Below are 20,935 nucleotides of genomic sequence, written 5' to 3' on the forward strand. Positions count from 1 at the left end.
AATACCTGTTGCACTATTATCTTGAGTGTTGCTTAAACCAGTTGCTGTATCTGCTACATTTTTAATCAATCGCTTTTCCCAAGTGTTAGTAAATCCTTTGAATCTAATATTTGGCACTAATTTCTCACTTTTCATAATCCCTCACCTAAAAATTCTTCTCTTGTTATTAATTTTATCATACCTATTTTAGATAAATTTAAAATGGATATTTTTATTAACGCTTGCCTTGAGTAATAAGTATTATAATAATTATTAATAAATATTTAACAGTTTAAATAATAAAAGGAGTTTAAATGAAGATTTTAATCAAAAACGCGACAATTGTCACAATGGATGATAATAAAAAGCTTATTGAAAATGGAAATGTCTATATCGAAGGTAAGTATATTACTAACATTACTCAAGATTTAGATCATCAGTTTAAAGCAGATAAAATTATTGATGCTAAAGGTAATGTATTAATGCCGGGGCTAATTAATTGTCATACTCATATAGCCATGACAATGTTAAGAAATCATGCTAATGATGTTACTTTAGAGGATTGACTATATAAACACATTTTTCCTGTAGAAGGAAAAATGAAAGCAGAAGAAGTTTACTATGGTGCTAAACTCGGAATGCTTGAAATGATTTCAAGTGGTACAACTACATTTTTAGATATGTACTTTCACGAAGATAAAGTAGCTCAAGCTGCTGATGAAGTTAATATTAGAGCATATTTAGGAATAGGGATCACAGGTGATTCTCTTCAACGTAATTTAGCTGAAACTAAAGCTTTATATCAAGCATATGTAAATAATGATTTAGTACATGGTGTGGTATCACCTCACTCAGTGTACACAAATGATGAAGCTGATTTAATTAAGTGTGCTGATTTATTAAAAGAATTAGGGTGCTTACACACAATTCACTTAAATGAATCTAAAGTAGAAGTAGCTAATGCTAAAGCTAAATATGGTGTTAGTTCATTACAAGAAGCATATAAGACAGGAAATCTAACAAATAAGACAGTTGTAGCTCACGGAGTACACTTAGATGAAGAAGATATTAAACTTGTAAAAGAAGTAGGATGTTCTATTGCTCACAATCCTTGTTCTAATTTAAAACTTTCGTCAGGAGTTATGCCAGTAGCTGAATTATTAGCTAAAGGTGTAAATGTTTGTTTAGGAACTGATGGAGCTGCTTCAAATAATAATTTAGATATGTTTGAGGAAATGAAATTTGCCTCTTTAGTACAAAAAGGTGTTTATGATGATCCTGAATACTTAAATGCTTGAGACACACTAAAAATGGCTACTGTAAATGGTGCTAAAGCATTACATATGGAAAATGAATTAGGAAAAGTGCAAAAAGGATATCTAGCTGATTTAATCTTAGTTGATATCAATAATATTAATCACACACCTAAAGCAAATATAATTGATTCTCTTGTATATTCAACCAATTCAAGAGATGTATATACAACTATTATTAATGGTAAAATCGTTTATGAAGATAATGAATTTAAAACAGCAAATGTAAAAGAATTAATTAATAAAGTAAACGAACTATATAATAAGATTTCTAAATAAGATGCTTAACAAGCATTTTATTTTATAGCTTTTTAATTATTTATTAAATAATTAAAGTTCAAAATAATGAAAAAATATTTAACAAATTTCAAAAATAAAGGTATATTTATAACTAATTATGGGAACAAAGAATTTAATTATTGTCGAATCACCTAATAAGGTTAATACAATCCAAAAGTATGTAGGAGATGACTACGAAGTTGTCGCTAGTGTTGGTCACATTTTAAAAATGAAGACTAGTGGAACATATGGTTTTGGTATTGATATGGAAACTTGAGAGCCAGAATATAGTGCTGACTCAAGTAAGAAAAAAGTAATTTCACAACTTAAATCTGCAGTTAAAAATGCAAAACATATCTATATCGCAACTGACCCGGACCGTGAAGGGGAAGCGATCGGATATCATTTAGTAGAATACTTAAAAGTACAAGATAGATACTCAAGAATTAAATATAATGAAATTACAAAAGAAGCAATTCTAAAATCACTTGCAAAACCACAAGAGTTAGATTACAACTTAATTGATGCTCAAAAAGCTCGTAGAATGTTAGATCGTATTATAGGGTTTAGACTTTCTAAATTAATGAGAACTAAATTAAAACAAGCTCCTGGAACACCTACAGCAGGTAGAGTTCAAAGTATTGCTTTAAAACTAATTGTTGATCGTGAAAATGAAATTAGAGCTTTTGTGCCCGAAAAATATGCTACTTTATCAGCTGATTTTGGAAACGATAATTTTGCAACATATTTTGATGCAAAAGTTACAGGTGATAGAAAAGATTGAATCTTAGCAGATCAACTTGAAAACTTCAAAAAGTACTTTGCCACAGCTAAAAAAGAATTAGTAGTAGAAGATATCAAGGTTAGTGAGCGTAAGGTTCCAGCTATGCAACCATTTAAACAAGCTGTAATTTATCGTAAATCTCCTTTATCTTCTCAAAGTACTCAATATGTACTTCAAAAACTTTATGAAGGATTTGGAGATGGTGGGCTTATTTCATACCCAAGAACGGATTCAACACGTTTATCTCAAGACTTTATAGACCAAGCACATAGCTATATTGAGAAAAAATGAGGTAAAGATTATATTGCTGCTGAAGTCAAAGGTTTTAGTGGAGATCAAGATGCCCACGAAGCCATAAGACCTACACACATTGAGCTTACACCAGCGAGTGCAAAAGCTTTATACAACTTAACTGAATCAGAATTTAAGATTTATAAAATGATTTATGATAACACTCTTCAAGCTTTAATTAAGCAACCTGTTAGAGAAGTTACTTCATATACATATTCTAATGGTGATTACTCATTTAGAAATTCATATTCAAAAATTAAATACGATGGATACTATGTTGTAACTGGAAAAGAATCAGAAGACGTAAACCCTGGATATACTTTAGGACAAGTAGTTCCTGTTGAAGGATTTGTTTTCGAAGATCATGAAACTAAACCAGTTGCTAGATATAATGATGGGTCATTAATTGAAGCGTTAGATAACATCAAGGTTGGTAGACCTTCAACTTTTGCTGCTACTGTTAAGATAGTTAAGGATAGAAACTTCGCTGTTAAAGATGGTGGTGCTTTAGTTCCTACACAATTTGGTGAAATTGTTCTTAAAGATTTAATTACAGGTTTCCCTAATATTATAAATGAAGATTATACAGCTCAAGTAGAAGCTCAACTTGATGAAATTGCTGAAGCACAAATTACTAAAAATGTTGTAATGCAAGATTTTTGAGATAGATTTGTTAAAGAATTCGAAGTAGCTGATAGCAAGATTGAAACTTATATTTTCCCATTAAAAGAATTTGATACACCTTGTCCTGAAGATGGTGGATTATTAGTTCAAAGATATAATAAGAAAAATCAAGCATTCGTAGCTTGCAAGAACTTCCCTAAATGTAAATATACAGCTTCTCTTCCTGAAGAAACAAAAACTGAAGATGAAGATGAATTAGCAGAAGCTACTTTCGTTAATGATATTGAATTTGATTAATACTTTCGTGTCTATAGGGCACGATTTTTTGACAACAAAAGCGCCCTAGAGCTAGGACGCTATTTGTTATTGTTTTTGAGTTGATTTAAGTCTCATTTTCTCTTTAATACGTTGTGATACATTATAGTGATATCAAGCTTTTAGGATATAACCGAAAGCTACGAATAATATGTAGGATACTAATGAAACTGTATTTTTAATTCCTCAAGTATCTCCTATAATTCAAGGACAATAGAAGAAAAATAGTAAGAATGCAAGGACGCATATGTCTATCACATAGGTACATTTTTCTCAAATTGGAATTTTTGGTATTCTCTTTTTACGTTCTAATGCAAATGCTATATTAAAGGTAATTATATCCTCAATAAATAGTGCAGTAGAACAAGCAATAATAGTTCCATCAAAGAAATCTTGTCTATTTTGCTCGTTTTTCATTACTGAAGGAATTATTCATAAAATCACCATTGAAACTAAAATGATTACTGTACTAAAGACAATAGCATTTTTAAATTCTTGATTTTTATTTCTTTTAGCTAGTGATTCTGGGAAAAAACCATCTTCTGCAAGTGGTACAACTCTACGAGCTGTAGAAGCACTTTGAAATAGTTTATAACTTAAATCATTGCATAAGAAACCAATGATAAATAATACAACTCCTGCTCCACCTAAACCATAGGTATAAATAGCAGACATATTAATATTTCTAGTAGCATTTGATTTTAAATCATCAGGTAAGAATAAGTATAAGCTAAAAAAGATTAAGTAAAATGAGAATATAACTGCAAAAGAGATTAGAAGGATTTTTCTAAAGCTCTTAAATTTTACATCCTTAACCATAGCAGAAACATCTTCCATTCCTGCAAAAGCATACATAAATAATAATGTATTTGAAATTATTAATCTAGGCGAGATTACATTTAGCTTAGGATCTTTATCTACCTGTATCGTAGGTGCAGAAGGCTGTTTTGCTACAGCAACTATCATAATAACAATTGCTAATGTTAAGATAAATCACTTGAATCCAGAAGCAAACAAAATGATTTTCTTATTTGTTTTTAGTCCGATAGTAGAAATAGCAATAATTACAACGAATAATGCTATTGATACACCACGAGTGATTCATAATACCATATTGTATTGCGGGAAGTCTTCAGGCTTAGGAAGTACCAATTCAATTGCATCCACTAAAAATAATGGAGCAACTGCTGAAAGCAATGGAATTTGAATAAATTGGTTTCATCCAACGAAAAAGACTAAGTTATCGAGAAATTTGTTTTTCGATCTAGTTGTTTTATTCTTTGCAACGTCATCATCGATATGACGCGCAAATGAATAAGAGCCTCCATAATGATCATTATAAGTGTTTGCTAATCTTGAATATACTAATGCAATTCCGAAAACACAAAACCCAGCTAATAGTAGGACTAAATAACCTCAATATGAGATTTTTAGTACTGTGGAAATTGTGGTGATGAATCCAACACCTATAACAAAGTTTATAGTAAAGAAGGTAAAACTTTTTTCAGTAAATTGCTTTTCCATAAACTATTTAGATTCAAAAGTAATAATTTCTTTTGGTTCTTTATTTTCAAAAATTACTGAATAAATTTCTTCGTAATTTTTAACAGGAATGTATTGTAACTTGCTCTTGATTTCAAGTGGTACATCTTTTAAGTTTTTAACATTACCTGCAGGTATGAAAATACGTTTTAAACCTTTTGATGAGGCTGCAAATGATTTTTCTTTTAGTCCTCCGATTTCAAGAACTTTACCACGAAGTGTAATTTCTCCAGTCATACCAATTTCATTTGGTACAGCTCTTTGAGATAGTGCCGAAATGATTGCTGTAGTGAATGTAACACCAGCTGAAGGACCATCTTTAGGAACAGCTCCCTCTGGTACGTGAATGTGGATTGTATTAGCTTCGAAATCGAAGTCATTTATACCAAAGTGTTTTGCATTTGCTCTAACATATGTAAGCGCAATTTGAGCTGATTCTTGCATAACTTCTTTTAGAGATCCTGTTAATTTAATTTCAGGTTTTCCTTCAAAAGTAGTTACTTCAATAGGAAGAGTTGAACCACCATATGATGTGTAAGCAAGTCCTGTTACCACACCAGGTAAGTTGTCTTCTTCTTTTTCTTCATCTTTAAATTTAATTACTCCAAGTAAGTCTTCTAACTTATCGATAGTAATTTCAAATGATTTTAATTTAACATCATTAAGTTTCTTAAGTACGATTTTACGCGCAAGTTTATCAAGAATACGTTTAAGTCCACGAACTCCAGCTTCCATTGTGTAGTGCTTGATAATGTATTCAAGTGTAGTATCATCAATCTTAAACATTTTCTTATCTAAACCAGCTTGTTCTAGTACTTTAGGTACTAAGTATTTTTTAGCAATATTTACTTTTTCACTTAGTGTGTAGGCTGAAAGTTCAATAATTTCAACTCTATCTACAAGTGCAGGCGGAATATTGTCAAAGTAGTTAGCTGTTGCAATGAATATACATTTAGAAAGGTCATATTCATGTTCTAGGTAGTGATCTTGGAATTTTGTGTTTTGTTCAGGATCTAAAACTTCTAACATAGCACTAGCTGGGTCACCTTTGAAATCTGAAGCCATTTTGTCGATTTCATCAAGTAAGATAACTGGGTTTGAAACTCCTGTTTTTGTAATACCTTTAATGATTTTTCCAGGCATAGCTCCAACATAGGTTCTTCTGTGTCCTCTAATTTCAGATTCATCATGTACCCCACCAAGTGAGATTTTTAAGAATTTTCTTCCTAATGCTTCAGCAATTGCTTTAGAAAGAGAAGTTTTCCCTGTTCCAGGAGGACCTACTAAAGTAAGAATAGGAACATTGTTGTACTTATCTTGAAGACTTCTTCCTTCTTCTTGGAATAAATTGTTATCAATTAAGTACTCATTGTCGATTTCTGTATATTCGTCTTCATCCTTGTTTTGCTTTTTAACATTGATTAATACTGCTAAATATTCAAGGATTCTTTCTTTGATTTCTTCTAAACCGTAGTGGTATTGGTCTAAAGTGTCCTTAACGTGTTTAATATCTAATAATTCACGTTGAACTTTTCTTCAAGGTAATTTTTTAAGTGTATTTGTATAGTTCTTAGAAATAGCAGCTTCAGGAGATGCAGGCATCATTTCTGAAGAACGTTTTTCTTCTTCACTAATTAACTTGATTACAGATTCTGGATAAATTTTTCTTAATTTAGGATCTTTTAATATTGTTGTGTAGTCATCTTCTTCAACATCTGCGCCCATTTCTTCAAGGTAATCTTGAAGTTGTTTAATTTTTTCTCTGGCGATGAATTCTTGTTGTTGACGACCTAATTTTTTAGTAAGTTTTTCATTAATATTTGTACTTACTTCCATTTGAGTTGTAATTAATTGAGTAATTTGACTCATAATTACTTGATATGGCATTTGACGATCATGTGAAAGAACTGCATATAAGTCAAATTTAATATCAAATTCTTTAGGATCTAAGAAGTTAATGATTGTTGATAGGAATTGGTAGATATATTGATCTGATGTTTTGCTGATTTTCTTTGTGTAGTATTTCTTAAAGAAATCTTCAATTTCGTTGAATGTATATCTTTTACCTTTTCCATCAATTTTTTGTTTAAATGGAATGAAGTTTCTATCGATATTGCTTAAAGTATCATCTTCTCCAGGCATTGGAATTTCTTTTCCAAATGGACTACCAGAATTTGCAATATTGCGAATGGTATCAATGAAAGCTTGAATCATTTTTACTTCTTCGTTATCGTTTACAAAATCTTTTCAAGGTAGTGGTTCAGGAATATTACGTACCCCTAGAAGAATTGCATGTGGAGATGGGAATGGTTCACCATTTACTTTTGCATTTAGGAATGGAATTGCTTCTAATAATGAAAATGGTTCAAGTGGTTCAAACACTAATCTATATACACCTTTTGCTTCATCTTTTTCAATTGCAATTACTCTAACGTAAACACCTTGACTTTCTCTCATGTTGATATCTAATTTATCAGCATCTGGCATATATTTTTCAAAATCATAATATACAACAAATTGGTTACGTTTATCGTTTATATCGATGTAGTTAGTAGTAAATTCATATAGGTCATAGAATTGTTTATCTGTAAGTTCACGTTCTACAACTGCAATACCATCGATTCCGACGATATCTTTGACATCAAGTTGTATCCCAAATATTTTTACTAAATTAATTTTTGAATCTTCAACTTGAAACTCTTCATGTTCAACGACACTTTTTTCACCGAAAAATTCATTATCATCTAATATTTTCAATAGTTCTTGTGTTGATTTGATTTCAGGAAATTCTGCATGAATAGTATCATCATTATAATTAGTTGGTTTTTTAGGCATATTTTCTCCTTCTATTTAATTACCAAGTTAACTATTTTACCAGGCACATAGATTTCTTTTACGATTTCTTTACCTTCAAGTCACTTAGCTACTATTTCTTTAGCTTGTGCTAAAACATCTTCTTTTGATGCATTTTTGGAAATTGTTATTTCACCTCTAACTTTTCCATTAACTGTAATACCATAAGTTACATCATCAAGCTCTAAAGCTTTTGTATCTATACTAAAGTCTTTTAAGTTTTCTAAGTTAAAGTATTTGTCTGAGATTTCTCAAGCAAAGTGAGGAATGAATGGTTCTAAAATGTTAAGTAATACATAAAACATTTCAGTAATTAAGTCACTTCTTGTTACATTGTCGTATTCATTTAAAGTTTCCATTGTTCAAGAAACAAGTGTGTTAAATGAATAATTGTTGCTGCGATCTTCAAAGGTTGCAATTTGTTTTTGCATTCCTAAATAAAGTTTGTATCTAGCTTTCTTTTCTTGACTTGTAAGTGTAGAAGTATCGATGTTTTTATAATTTGAGTTAACATCAATTTCTTTTGAACGTTCGAATAAACGATTAATAAATTTAAAGCACCCTACAACACCTGAGTCACTTCATTCAAGTTCTTTTTGAGGAGGTGCTGCAAATAAAATGAATAATCTAGAAGTATCAGCTCCATAAGCATTAATCATTTCACCAGGTTCTACAACATTACCTTTAGATTTAGACATTTTTGCACCATCTTTAAGTACCATACCTTGAGTAATTAGGTTATTAAATGGTTCTCTAAAGCTTACGAGGCCTACATCAGCTAATGCTTTAGTAAAGAATCTAGCATATAGTAAGTGCAAGATAGCGTGCTCAATACCACCGATGTATTCATCTACTGAGTTTCAGTAAGCTAAATGTTGTGGTTCGATTGCATATTCTTCTCTTAGGTATGTTGGAGTTGTATAACGTAGGAAGTATCAACTTGATTCAAAGAAAGTATCAAGTGTATCAGTTTCTCTCTCTGCATATTCTCCACACTTAGGACATTTAACTAAACGCCAATCTGCATTAGTGTTTAATGGATTACCTTGGCCACTAAATGTAACTTTTTCAGGTAATAATACAGGAAGTGTATTTAACGAAACTGGGTTAGTTCCACATTTACTACAGTTAACTAGTGGAATTGGTGTTCCTCAATATCTTTGACGAGAAATTCCTCAATCTCTTAAGTTGTATTTAACTTCTTTCACAAGTTTACTTGCATCAACATTTTCATTCACTTCAGCACTGTAACTTAAAGAGTTGAAATCCATGAAAGCTTTTTGAGTTTCGTTTGTAGCAGAAACTAGTGTAACTTCCTTGTTAGGATTGTTTGAAGCAAAATCTGAAATAATAACTGCTACTTCTTGATTTGTGAATGGATTAATCACTACAAAAGGAGTTGGAAGCATAATTTTCTTAGAGAAATCTTTTTTAACAAAGTTTAAATTGATTTCTTCAAGTAATGCTAATTGTTCTTCTGTGAAGTATTTAGCTTGTTTTAATTCTTCTACTAATGCATGTTTGTTTGAAATAGCAACATAAGCTAAATTAGAAATTGTAGTTACATTGTTATCATAAGCAACCAAGTTAGTAGCTGAGCTAAATTTGTTTGGTTTTAATTCAAAAGCAATTTTGTAATCTTCACTTCTACCAATTCAGTTTTTTTGCATTGTTAAAACTTGTTGTGGCCAGTGCCCTTCAAGTTGTTTTAGATCTGCTAATAATTCATCAGCATAAGCTGTTATTTTTAAGTAGTAAGTATCCATTTCTTTTTGAATTACTTCACCATCACATCTTCAACACTTATTATCAATAACTTGTTCATTAGCAAGTACAGTATTATCGTTTTCACATCAGTTTAGTTGTGACTTCTTCTTGTAAATTAAACCTTTTTCTCAAAGTTTAATAAAAATGTATTGTTCTCATTTTGTGTAATCGTAATCAGCAGTAATACATTCATAATTTCAAGCAAATGAAATACCTAATTTTTGAACTTCTTTATCCATTGATTCGATGTTTTCATATGTCCATTTTCTTGGATGAATCCCGTGTTTGATTGCAGCATTTTCAGCAGGTAATCCAAATGCATCCCATCCAAATGGGTGTAGTACATTGTATCCTCTACGACGATAGTATCTAGCAATAGCATCTCCGATAGAGTAGTTTCTAACGTGGCCCATGTGTAATTTACCACTTGGGTAAGGGAACATACTTAAAATGTATTTTTTAGGAAGGCTAAAGTCTTCTTTAGGCTCGAAGTAGTTTTGTTCTTGCCAATTATCTTGTCATTTTTTGTCGATAAATTTAAAATCGTACTTATCCATTTTCACTCCTTTTCTTAGTAAATATTTTTTGAGCTAATTTTATTTATAAAATTAGTTTTATATTCTCAAGCAATAAATATATAAATTATAATGTAATTTATTAATATATTTGATAAATTAAAAATAAAATAAAGCAACATTGATCCAGCATAGTAATTTGGGATTCCTAAAAAGAATGCTTTAAAACTTGTATCATAGCGTGAAGTTATTTCGCTAAGACTAAAAGAGCTTAATCCTAGTATTTTAAAGTAAACTAAATTAAATAAGAATGTATTTAGCATCGGCATAATTATGCTTACTGCTAGAGTTGAAAAAACAAAAGTTAAGCTAATGTTTATCAAGAATGATCATCTAGAAAACCGAGATATCACTCTATATAATAAATAAAAAAAGCCTAAAGTGAACAATTGTGAAACAAAACCGATAAAATTCCCGAAATATTCAAGTCCCAAACCAGCATTTAGAGAAATAGCAACACTAAGTAGAGGAAAAAGTAAAAACCTAGTTAAAGCAACTAATAATCCATAATTTAATCCTAAATAAGTAAAAGCTATAAATGCAGGAATTAGTGAGATATTAAAGCTTAAAAAGCTTGTAAATTTCATAAAGCTACTAATAATTGAAAGTAAAATTGCTAGAGCTAACATTATTCCACTAAAAGCTATATTATAAGTTGCCTTAAGGTGATTATTTCATACAAAATATGTCCTATTTTTATTTATTAATTCACTCTGATTTTTTTCACTCATACTAGTTCCTTTCTTAATGCTAAATTTATAATTAAATTTTAATAGTTTTTTAACTGAATAAAAATATTTATTCTATTATAAATAAGAAGTAAAAAGATTGATGTTAAAGCTTTATTTGTAGTTGATAAAAGAAAATTAATATAAAGATTTTTGAATACAAATAATCCTTAAATTTAAGCAAATTTATTTATATTACTAAAATGTAATATATTTGCAAAAATATGGTATAAATTATTTGTAAGCATAAATGTAAAATTTAGTAAAATTTTAGATATTTTCAATAAGAAAATATCAGAGGTTAAAAATGAGCAAAATCACAAGATACGAAAATAACAAACCCGTTTATGATAAACAAGCAGCTCTAGAATACTTAGAAGTTATAAAAGACTTTTTAAGAGACTACATGTCTAAAGCAAAAGCAGAAGGTTTTGTAGTAGGCATTTCTGGAGGAATAGATTCAGCTTTAGTCTATGCTATAGCTAAAAACGTAATGCCTGATCGTACATTTGGAATTGTAATGCCTATTGGTGAAATGTTACAAAGTGACCTAGATCATATTTCAAAATTAGAACAAACATTCTTTGATAAATTTGAAACAGTTGATCTTTCAAGTACTTTTAATGCAATTTATGAAGCTGTAGATGCTTCTAATCCTTTAGCGATTGCAAACATAAAACCAAGATTAAGAATGACTACATTGTACGCTAAAGCTCAAGATAAAAACGCCTTGGTGCTAGGTACAGACAACTTAGACGAAACATATATAGGTTACTTTACAAAATACGGAGATGGAGGAGTTGATCTTCTTCCTATCTCAAGATTAACAAAAGGAGAAGTGCGTTTCTTAGCTGGATTACTTAATGTACCACAAGAAATTATTACTAAGGCACCTTCAGCAGGACTTTGAGAAAATCAAACTGATGAAGCTGAATTAGGCTTCTCATATGCTCAACTTGATTTTTACCTCGATAACCTTGAAAATAAGGAACTAATATCTAAAGTTTTATCACAAGACACAATTGATAAAATTGAACATAAACACAAAATCTCTCAACACAAAAGAGATGCAATTTATAAACCATCAGAAATAAAATAAAAGGAGAAATTATGGCAGGACACTCACACGCAGCCAATATTATGCACCGTAAGGGAGCCCAAGATGCAGCTAGAGGAAAGGTATTCCAAAAATTATCTAAAGAAATTTATGTAGCTGCTCAAAAAGGACCAGATCCAGAATCAAACCCAGCTTTAAAATTAGCTATTGCTAAAGCTAAATCAAAAAACATGCCTAAAGACAACATCGAAAGAGCTATTAAAAAAGCTGCTGGAGATAAAAACTCAAACGCATTCGTTGAAACAGTATTTAATGCTACTGTAAGTGGTGGAGCAACATTTATCGTTGTTACATTATCAGACAACTTAAACAGAGTTAAATCAAACATTCAAGCTTACTTTAATAAACAAAATGCAACTTTAGGAAAAACTGGACAAATTCCATTTGCCTTTGATAAAAAAGGTATTATTGAAATTTCTAAAGAATTTGTATCAGAAGACGACATTATGATGGTCGCTCTTGAAAATGGAGCTGATGATGTAGAGGCTGCTGAAGAATCATTTGTTATTACTACAGCGCCTGAAAACTTCTCAGATTTAAAATCAGCAATCGAATCTAACTTAGGTGTAAGTGAATACATTCAATGTGAAGTTACTTACTTACCAAATATGTATGTAGAATATGATGCTGAAAAAGAACAAAAACTTCTTGATTTTGTTGAAAAATTAAAAGATGATGATGATGTTCAAGATGTTTATCATAATATCGATGTTAAAGAAGAATAATGACTTCACATTTTCAAAATTGATTTTTTAATTTAACGGATACTTTTAATGGAAATGAGGCACTAGCAACATTTGTTATTGTATTGTGTACATTACTAGTTTTATTAGTAATACCTACACTACTATCATTCATTTTGCCTCTATTCCATAGACTTAAAGATCGTAAATTTAAAAATTTTACATTTTACTTATATGCGTTCTCTACAGGATTCTTTATCGCACTTGCTTTATTCGGTTTCTTAAGAGAAAGTATTGAAACTTCTTCTCATGGTGCATTGCAACATATGCCTGGAGCTCAAGAGAACCAAAATATTGTTTACGGTATGAATATAGCAACTGTAGTTACAGGATTAATTGTAGGATTACTTTTCTCTTTCACACTAAAATTCGTTATTACATATCGAATTAATAAAGCTCTTAAGAAGGATAAAAATATGAGTGTGTTTGTTCATGAACATGGAGACCATGATCATGATCACAATCACGCTCATGCACACCACTTAGAAAATAACAAAAAAGCCTTGCTGCAAGCTGAAAAAAACATAGCAAACAGCGCTGAGCTCACATTATATACAGGTGATAAATATATTCACCACCACAACCATAAAAACCACGCACACGATCATTCACACCCTGATTACATTTTTGGACAAGAAGAAAATTTAGCACAAGCTGAACAAGCGATTATTTATAAAACTTCACCTAAAATGAAGGTTATAGCTTTATTACTTCTTATTACACACAGAATACCTGAAGGGATTTTACTTGGATACAACTTATCCCTAGCGATGGAAGGTAGAGCTAATAACTTAACAACTGCTTACTTTATTTCGCTAATACTTCACTTATTCCCTGAAGAATCAATTTTCTACTTCAGACTAAGAGAAGCTGGATTTAGTAAGATTAAAGCACTACTTCTTTCATTCTTAGGACTTTCTTTATTCTTACCATTCATGTTAATTGGTGCCTATGCAGGTGCAAAAATTAATGATCTATGATGATTAAAAGCTTCGATGTTCTCAGCTATTGCAGGTATTTTCTTATTTACCTCAATTGTTGAATTTATCCCAGAGTTTTATCACAATCATATTGCTAAAAAGAATTGATTCTTTGTTTTATTCTCATTATTTGTAGGAATTATTATAGCAGTATTCATTCTTTCATTCCACTCCCACTAGAGTGGAATTTTCTTTAAAATTGCAATAAAAAACTTAAAGATATTCAAGTATTAAATAAGAATTAATTTATAATTTAAATAATATTGAAAGGAAGCTGATGAGGAAAAAACAAAAAGTGTGAATTTATTCAGGATTAATCACTTTATTTGTGATTATGTTTATCCTGTTAATTTGAGCATTAGTACAACTAAAAACTGATTTATTGTCAAGTATTCTAGTTATTTTAGGAATGTTCGTCGTGCTTGGTATTGTTATTATGCTGCTATATTTTGCAATCTATAACTTTGCTAAATCACGTGAACTAATTAATAAATCATTTAATGGATTCTTGGAAAAGATTATGACTAACAACAATATTGGATTAATTATTTATGATATTAATCAAAATATTGTGTGAACAAGTAACTTTATTAAAAACAAGTTCCATAAAGATTTTATTAATGTATCAGTAAATCAATTCTTCCAAAAGATTGATGATAACTACAAAAAAGAAATTGATATGAACCAAACTAAAGTTGAGTTCTACAATAACAAAAATATTTATGAAGCTCAATTCTGGCCTTTATCAAATACTATTGTTATCCGTGATATTACTACAGAACACTTATTTAAAGTGGAATCATGAGAACAAAAACCTGTAGTTGGGGAAATTGAAATCGATAACTATCAAATGTATCAATCAATCTTATCTGAAGAACAAATCTTCTTAATTAACAAGATTGTTATCGACACTATTAAAGAATATATGGAAAAATACAACTTGATTTATCGTCAATATACAAATGGTAAGTTTGTTGTTATTACTAATGAAAAATCTCTCCAAGAGATGTCTAAAGATAATTTTTCATTATTCACTAATATCCACCAAAATATCAAGGATCCATCAATTAACAAACTCTCACTTAGTGTGGGATTTGCTAGAGGATGGTCTTCGCTTAAAGAAAAACTTGAGCAAGCTAAAAAAGCATTAGTGCAAGCTCAAAACAGAGGTGGTGATCAGATTGCTATTTTCTCAAACACTCAGCAAGCTGTTTACTTTGGTTCAAATAGTGAAATTATGTCTAATAACAATAAGACTAAGATTAAGTCAGTTGCTATAGAATTTGCTAAACGTCTTGAAGAAGATACAATTCATCAAGTTATAGTATACGGGCACCGGCTAGCAGACTTAGATGCTCTAGGTTCAGCTTATGCAGTAGTAGAAATTGCTCGAAGCTTTGGTAAAAAAGCCTACATCTGTAATGTAACATTTGATCAAACTACTGAAAAGTATTTAGAAGAACTTAAGGCTAATGGCTTTGATGAAAAAATCTTTATCAAGCCAGCACATGCAACTAAGATAACTGATGGAAACACACTTGTTGTTTTAGTTGATAACTCAGATCCAGCTAGAACAGACAACAAAGATGTAATTATAAATGCTGCTAGAAACAATATCTTTGTCTTTGACCATCACAGAGTTGGAAAAAGTATTGATTATTGTCCTATCACAAATATTTACATTGATACAACAGCTTCCTCTGCTTCAGAAATTGTGACTGAAATTATGACATTTATGGATTATAAACTTAACATATCCCAATTATGTTCACAATTACTTTTAAGTGGTATTTTCCTCGATACAGCTCAATTTTCAAAATCTGTAACAACACGTACTTTTGAAGCCAGTGCTTGGCTAGAAGCTAAAGGCGCAAATGTTGTTAAAGCAGGAAATTTACTAAAAATAGATGATGAAACCGAAGAACAAATTCAAGAGATTTTAAGCAATACTCAAGAAGTTAAGAAAGGATATTTCCTTGCTTATTGTGATTTAGAAGTTTCAAACGACGTTATTTCAATGGCTGCTAACGAAATTTTAAAAATTAAAGGTCGTGTAGCAAGCTTTGTAGTAGCTCGATTAAAAGGAACAAAATTATACAAACTTAGTGCTAGAGGTATTGGTACTAACGTGCAAATTATATGTGAACAAGTTGGAGGTGGAGGTCACTTCTCAACTGCTGCAGCTGTCTCTGATGAAGATCTAGAAACTTTTGTAGATAACATCAGACACGCAATTATTACAAGTGAAAGAGAGATTAAAGATGAAAGTAATATTAATTAAAGATTGTAAAGATGGAAAAGCAAACACAATAGTTGAAGTATCAAACGGATACGGTTCAAACTATTTAATTAAAAATGGATTTGGTGTTCCATACAACGATCAAACAATACATCAACTAAACAAAAGATTAAACAATTTAGTAGCAACAGAACATGAAAACAGAACTAAAGCTTTAGAACTAAAAGAAGAATTAGAAAAATTAGTACTTAAATATACATTAGAAGCTAATACTGATGCAAATGGAAACTTAAACGTTCATGGTTCAATATCAACTAAAGATGTTGATAAAAAATTAACAGCTTTAGGATACAAATTAGACAAGCATGCTTTAAGTAAAGTTCATTTAGTTTCAGAAGGCCCACACGATGTTGAAGCTGTGCTTTATAAAGATATTAAAGCTAACATTAGAGTAGAAATTACTATTAAACATGTCAAGAAGTAGAAGATTTTTCGAAGATAAGCAATATCGCAATATCTCCAGTGAATTAATGCCCCTAAAAGACACTTTATTCTATAATGAAAGTGGTGAAAGAGAAACCTTAAGTAATATGCTTAACGACTTGGATAAGCAAGGATTAGCCTTTGATTACCTAACACCACAAGCTTTCTTTAATCAAGCATATTATCAACTTTTTAAGCTTATAAAAACTACTCGTAGTGCTTCTAAAAATAAAGCAATTACTTTTGATTACAATGATGTTAAAAAACTTATTGAGTCACATAATACAGAATTTGAATATAGTGCTTTATCACTAGCTGTATTAAACAAAATTGCTTCTTCATTCTATAATGAAGACAATTTTGTAAGTAATATTGAAAAATTAATCGAATTACAAAAAATGCGTAATCTTGAATCTTTTTATAGCGAATATGTTAAAGCATTCGGACATAATAAAGAGATAAATTGAGATACAAGTATTCAGGATCTACAAAACTTTATTGTTACAAATAACAATATGTCTATTAAAAATTCTGAATTTATCCCTCTTGATGAAGCTGCGTTCCAACTAGCTGAACGTATAAATGCAATCCTACAAAATAAGGCTCATGACGAAAACTACTTATACACAGGGTTTTATGCAATTGATAAATATATCAAAGGGATTAAACCAGGACAACTTATTATTCTAGCTGCTAGACCTGGAGTTGGTAAAACTGCTTTAGCACTTAACATTTCTAAAAATGTTATTGATGAGGCTAACATGAAAGGTGAAGTTAAAAACGTAGCCTTTATTTCACTTGAAATGCCTACAAGTGAACTAACAAGCAGATATCTATCAACAGCAAGTGGTATAGAACTATACAAAATTCAAAATCCTAAATTAATTAATAGTAGTGATGATGCTTTAAAACTCTTCCACACTATTGAAAACATGAAAAAAGATAGTGTTATTTGGTTTGATGATGAACCAAAAAGCAATATCACTGAAATTATCTTTAAAATACGACACTTAATGAAAAACCTTGAAGGTAAGCTTGATTTAGTTGTGATCGACTACTTACAATTACTTTCAGCCGGTGATGCAAGTGGTAATAGACAAAATGAAGTTGCCACAATTTCACGTTCTTTAAAAACATTAGCACTTGAATTAAAAATACCTATTATTGCACTTTCACAGCTATCACGTAGTGTTGAAAATAGAGAAGACAAGCGTCCTCAACTTAATGACCTCCGTGAATCAGGGCAAATTGAACAAGATGCTGATGCAGTTATTTTCTTAAATAGAAAACCTCTTAAAAAAGGTATTTCTGAAGAAGAATCAAACAAAAACGAACACATTCCAGTTGTTGTTACAATAGCGAAAAACAGAAATGGACAACCTGGAAGTGATACATTAATTTACACTGGTAAATATGTTAAATTTACTGATGAAAAAGAAGGGAACAGATATTAAATTATGGACAGTTATTCCAGTCTTATAACTAATTTAGATACTATTTCAAAAGCAACTACAACTACCTCACAGATGAATAAACCTTTAATTACAGGAATTGTAGCTGCTGTACTTATTATATTGTTCTTATTAAGTAGCATTTTTTCAGGATCTGAAACTGCTTATAGTACAATTTCGCCTTCAAAGCTATATGATATGGTTGAAAAGAAAAAAAGATTTGCAAATCTAATCAATAAGCAAGTTAAAAAATACAATCAGCTTTTAAGTACTATTTTAATAGGTAATAACCTTGTAAATGTTGCTTCATCAGCTCTAACTTCTTATGTACTTTCACTTTATTTTGCTGAAGGTGATCCTACAACAGTTATTATTTCAACTGTTATAGTAACTCCTATTCTTGTACTGTTTGGAGAAATTACTCCTAAATTAATAGCTAAAAGTCATCCAGAAAAATACTTAAGCATATTCTGTATCTTTAATGAAATTATGTTTATCTTATTTTTCCCATTAACATATCCTATAAGTAAACTTTCAAAAAATGTTTATGTTACTAACTCAGAAGAAGATATTAAATCAATGTTATCTTTAGCTCAAGAAGAAGGAGTGCTTCAAACTGGAGAAAGTATTCTTGCTCAAAATGCTTTAGATCTTGACTCAACAAAAGTTTCACAACACTATATTAGACTTAAAGATGTAACGACTATATCTTCAAAAAGTAATATAGCTGATGCTTTACAAGTCTTTAAAGAAACTAATTATTCTAGACTACCGGTAGAAAAAGATGGACAATTGATAGGAATAGTTCTTTTAAAAGATATTTTTAACCTTAAAAAAGGTAGAATTATCGACTATATGAAACATGTTCCTTTAGTATCAGCTAACTCAATCTTATCTAGTGCATTAGAAAAGATGAGATCAGCACGTGCTCAAATGGCTTTTGTTGTCGAAAACAACAACAGCACAGATGTTTTAGGTATCATTACTATCGAAGATATTATCGAAGAAATCGTTGGTGAAATTTATGATGAGTTTGATGATGATGAGGAAATTTATGAAGTTTCATTAGAAAAAGCACGTGTGCAATCTAATGTAAAAATGAGTGATTTATTCAAACAACTTGAAATTGATGATGAATTAATCTCACCTGATGAAGAAGACATGGATTTACGAAGCTTTTTATTAAAACGTACAGGGGCTAAACGTTTATATAAAAATGCTCGTTATACACTTGATAATGAAGTTACCTTCAAAGTGGTTGAAATCGTTAAAAACAAGAAGTTTTCAGCCTTTGTTGAAGTAAATAAAATTTAATACCCAAATGATGAAAAACGTACTTGCATAGGTTACAAGTACGTTTTTAATTTGGTTTTGCAATTAAGAAATTAATGTTCTTCCCTTTAGCTGATCACTTTTCTTCATAACCAGTTTGCACATTATTAGCATTATATTTAGATGCATGTAAATCACGTGTAAAATCAAGAACTTTTCAATTATTAGCAACTAATGATTCTAGTGAATATTCAAATAACTTATCGTTATCAGTTTTGAATAAAAGCACACCATCTTTTGAAAGTAATTCTTTATATTGATCTAAAAATGTTTTGTAGGTTAATCTTCTTTTTTCATGAGCGTTTTTAGGTCATGGATCTGAGAAGGTTAATCAAATAGTATCAATATTTCCTGTGAATAATTCATTTAAATTAGCAGCATCTTTAGTAACGATAAAGAGATTTTTTAAACCCATTTCATTAATTTTCTTAAGAATTTTATTTGCCACTGTAGGATACTTTTCAAAAGCGATATATTTAGTATCAGGATTTGCTTTAGCAAGTTTTGCTATCATTTCACCTTTACCAGCTCCAATTTCTAAAACATCACCTGCATTTAGCTTCATTGGAAATTCTTTTATTAAGTATTCAGAAGCATTTAAGTTTCCTTCTGCATTTTTATCAAATCTAAGTCTCATGCAACAATTATAAAAGATATTTTTACTTCTCTAAATCAAAACTTAACTTAAAACTACTTTAAAATTTTGCCTTGATTTGATGCAAAATCAAATCAAACAAAAAATATTATTTATTTTAGTTTTTGTTTTAGTCTTAAATGTAGATATTAATACTTAAATATCCTATAAAATAAGCTTTTTTAGTCTATAGTGTTTTTTACCTATATTTAAAAAAGTATTTATAATTAAATTAAAGGAGAAATTATGTCAAATTTATTTAATAATTCAGAAGTAAAAAACCCACAAGGTTTAGAACCGGTTGCAGACAATACACCAGTTCTAGCTAAAGCATCAACTGCAGCTAAAGTTGTTGTTTATATATCATTTATATTGATTATTCCAATTATCTGATATATCATTTGCAGAAACAAATTCCTTAGAATGCAAAACGAAATCAATGAAGCTGCATCAGGAATTGATACACAATTACAAAAACGTTCAGATACCTTGAACAAAATTGTATTACAAGTAAAATCTTACAAAATCCACGAAGAAAAAGTATTTGAAGATGTTGCTAAATTACGTTCATTAACTTTAGCAGGTAATACAGCTGCTAACAGCCAAGAAATCGAAAGCTTAAACAACTCAATTTTTGGTCGTTTAATGGCTGTTGGTGAAAACTATCCAGAACTTAAAGCAGATAGCTTATACAAAGAACTTATGGAAGAAACAGTTTACCTTGAAAGAGAAATTGCTGCTGCCAGAAGACTATACAACTCAAAAGCTAACGCCTTTAACATGAAAATTATGACTTGACCAGACAATGTTGTCTCATCAAACATGCAATTATCAACAACTCCTCTATTCCAAGCTTCAGCTAAAGCTAGACAAGATGTTGATATGAATGAATTAGGATTATAGTTC

General features: G+C 30.2%; 15 protein-coding genes. 10 read left to right on the forward strand and 5 right to left on the reverse strand.

Going from position 1 to position 20,935, the window contains the following annotated elements:
- The first annotated feature begins 293 nt into the window (after positions 1 to 293).
- Both ACX1M8_RS02565 and topA read left to right on the forward strand, forming a co-directional pair.
- Complete coding sequence (locus tag ACX1M8_RS02565; protein ID WP_458836731.1) at positions 294 to 1,571, forward strand: amidohydrolase family protein; 1,278 nt, start codon at positions 294 to 296, stop codon at positions 1,569 to 1,571.
- A gap of 118 nt (positions 1,572 to 1,689) precedes the next feature.
- Positions 1,690 to 3,567: a type I DNA topoisomerase gene (gene topA, locus ACX1M8_RS02570; RefSeq protein ID WP_458836018.1), complete on the forward strand. Its 1,878-nt coding sequence runs from the start codon at positions 1,690 to 1,692 to the stop codon at positions 3,565 to 3,567.
- A gap of 66 nt (positions 3,568 to 3,633) precedes the next feature.
- On the opposite strand, the gene ACX1M8_RS02575 is transcribed toward topA, so the two are convergent.
- From ACX1M8_RS02575 to ACX1M8_RS02590, 4 genes are read right to left on the reverse strand one after another with little or no spacing between them, the layout of a single operon-like run.
- Positions 3,634 to 5,109 (reverse strand): APC family permease, encoded by a 1,476-nt coding sequence (locus ACX1M8_RS02575; RefSeq protein WP_458835108.1) that lies wholly within the window; start codon positions 5,107 to 5,109, stop codon positions 3,634 to 3,636.
- Positions 5,110 to 5,112: 3 nt separating this feature from the next.
- Positions 5,113 to 7,962, reverse strand: coding sequence for an endopeptidase La (gene lon / locus ACX1M8_RS02580; RefSeq protein WP_458836732.1), 2,850 nt, complete (start codon positions 7,960 to 7,962; stop codon positions 5,113 to 5,115).
- Positions 7,963 to 7,973: 11 nt separating this feature from the next.
- Entirely contained in the window at positions 7,974 to 10,304 is a 2,331-nt protein-coding gene (locus ACX1M8_RS02585; RefSeq protein ID WP_458836733.1) for a class I tRNA ligase family protein, read from the reverse strand.
- A gap of 14 nt (positions 10,305 to 10,318) precedes the next feature.
- Positions 10,319 to 11,053 (reverse strand): MPN527 family putative ECF transporter permease subunit, encoded by a 735-nt coding sequence (locus tag ACX1M8_RS02590; RefSeq protein WP_458807014.1) that lies wholly within the window; start codon positions 11,051 to 11,053, stop codon positions 10,319 to 10,321.
- A 304-nt stretch (positions 11,054 to 11,357) separates the two neighbouring features.
- Between ACX1M8_RS02590 and nadE the strand changes: the two genes are divergently transcribed.
- The 7 genes from nadE (at position 11,358) to ACX1M8_RS02625 (ending at position 19,377) form a co-directional block, all read left to right on the forward strand.
- Complete coding sequence (gene nadE / locus ACX1M8_RS02595) at positions 11,358 to 12,149, forward strand: NAD(+) synthase (protein ID WP_458616899.1); 792 nt, start codon at positions 11,358 to 11,360, stop codon at positions 12,147 to 12,149.
- Between the two features lie 11 nt (positions 12,150 to 12,160).
- Complete coding sequence (locus tag ACX1M8_RS02600) at positions 12,161 to 12,892, forward strand: YebC/PmpR family DNA-binding transcriptional regulator (RefSeq protein WP_458616901.1); 732 nt, start codon at positions 12,161 to 12,163, stop codon at positions 12,890 to 12,892.
- The gene (locus ACX1M8_RS02605) at positions 12,892 to 14,070 is read left to right on the forward strand and encodes a ZIP family metal transporter (protein WP_458807013.1); all 1,179 of its coding nucleotides are present in this window, start codon (positions 12,892 to 12,894) and stop codon (positions 14,068 to 14,070) included. Before ACX1M8_RS02600 ends, ACX1M8_RS02605 begins: the two co-directional genes overlap by 1 nt.
- A gap of 97 nt (positions 14,071 to 14,167) precedes the next feature.
- Positions 14,168 to 16,171, forward strand: a complete 2,004-nt coding sequence (locus ACX1M8_RS02610; RefSeq protein WP_458616905.1) for a GGDEF domain-containing protein — start codon at positions 14,168 to 14,170, stop codon at positions 16,169 to 16,171.
- On the forward strand, positions 16,152 to 16,613 hold the full coding sequence (rplI, locus tag ACX1M8_RS02615; protein ID WP_458798144.1) for a 50S ribosomal protein L9: 462 nt from the start codon (positions 16,152 to 16,154) through the stop codon (positions 16,611 to 16,613). The genes ACX1M8_RS02610 and rplI overlap by 20 nt, the downstream gene beginning before the upstream one ends.
- A complete protein-coding gene (locus tag ACX1M8_RS02620; RefSeq protein WP_458836734.1) occupies positions 16,600 to 18,066 on the forward strand; it encodes a DnaB-like helicase C-terminal domain-containing protein in 1,467 nt (488 codons plus the stop codon). The genes rplI and ACX1M8_RS02620 overlap by 14 nt, the downstream gene beginning before the upstream one ends.
- 3 nt (positions 18,067 to 18,069) lie before the next feature.
- The gene (locus tag ACX1M8_RS02625; RefSeq protein ID WP_458616911.1) at positions 18,070 to 19,377 is read left to right on the forward strand and encodes a CNNM domain-containing protein; all 1,308 of its coding nucleotides are present in this window, start codon (positions 18,070 to 18,072) and stop codon (positions 19,375 to 19,377) included.
- Positions 19,378 to 19,423: 46 nt separating this feature from the next.
- Here ACX1M8_RS02625 and trmB read toward each other — a convergent pair whose 3' ends face one another.
- A complete protein-coding gene (gene trmB / locus ACX1M8_RS02630) occupies positions 19,424 to 20,032 on the reverse strand; it encodes a tRNA (guanosine(46)-N7)-methyltransferase TrmB (protein ID WP_458836735.1) in 609 nt (202 codons plus the stop codon).
- Positions 20,033 to 20,275: 243 nt separating this feature from the next.
- Here trmB and ACX1M8_RS02635 point away from each other — a divergent pair, with 243 nt between their 5' ends.
- Positions 20,276 to 20,932: a LemA family protein gene (locus tag ACX1M8_RS02635; RefSeq protein ID WP_458798231.1), complete on the forward strand. Its 657-nt coding sequence runs from the start codon at positions 20,276 to 20,278 to the stop codon at positions 20,930 to 20,932.
- Positions 20,933 to 20,935 lie beyond the last annotated feature (3 nt).

The organism is Mycoplasma tracheobuteonis (assembly GCF_054456995.1).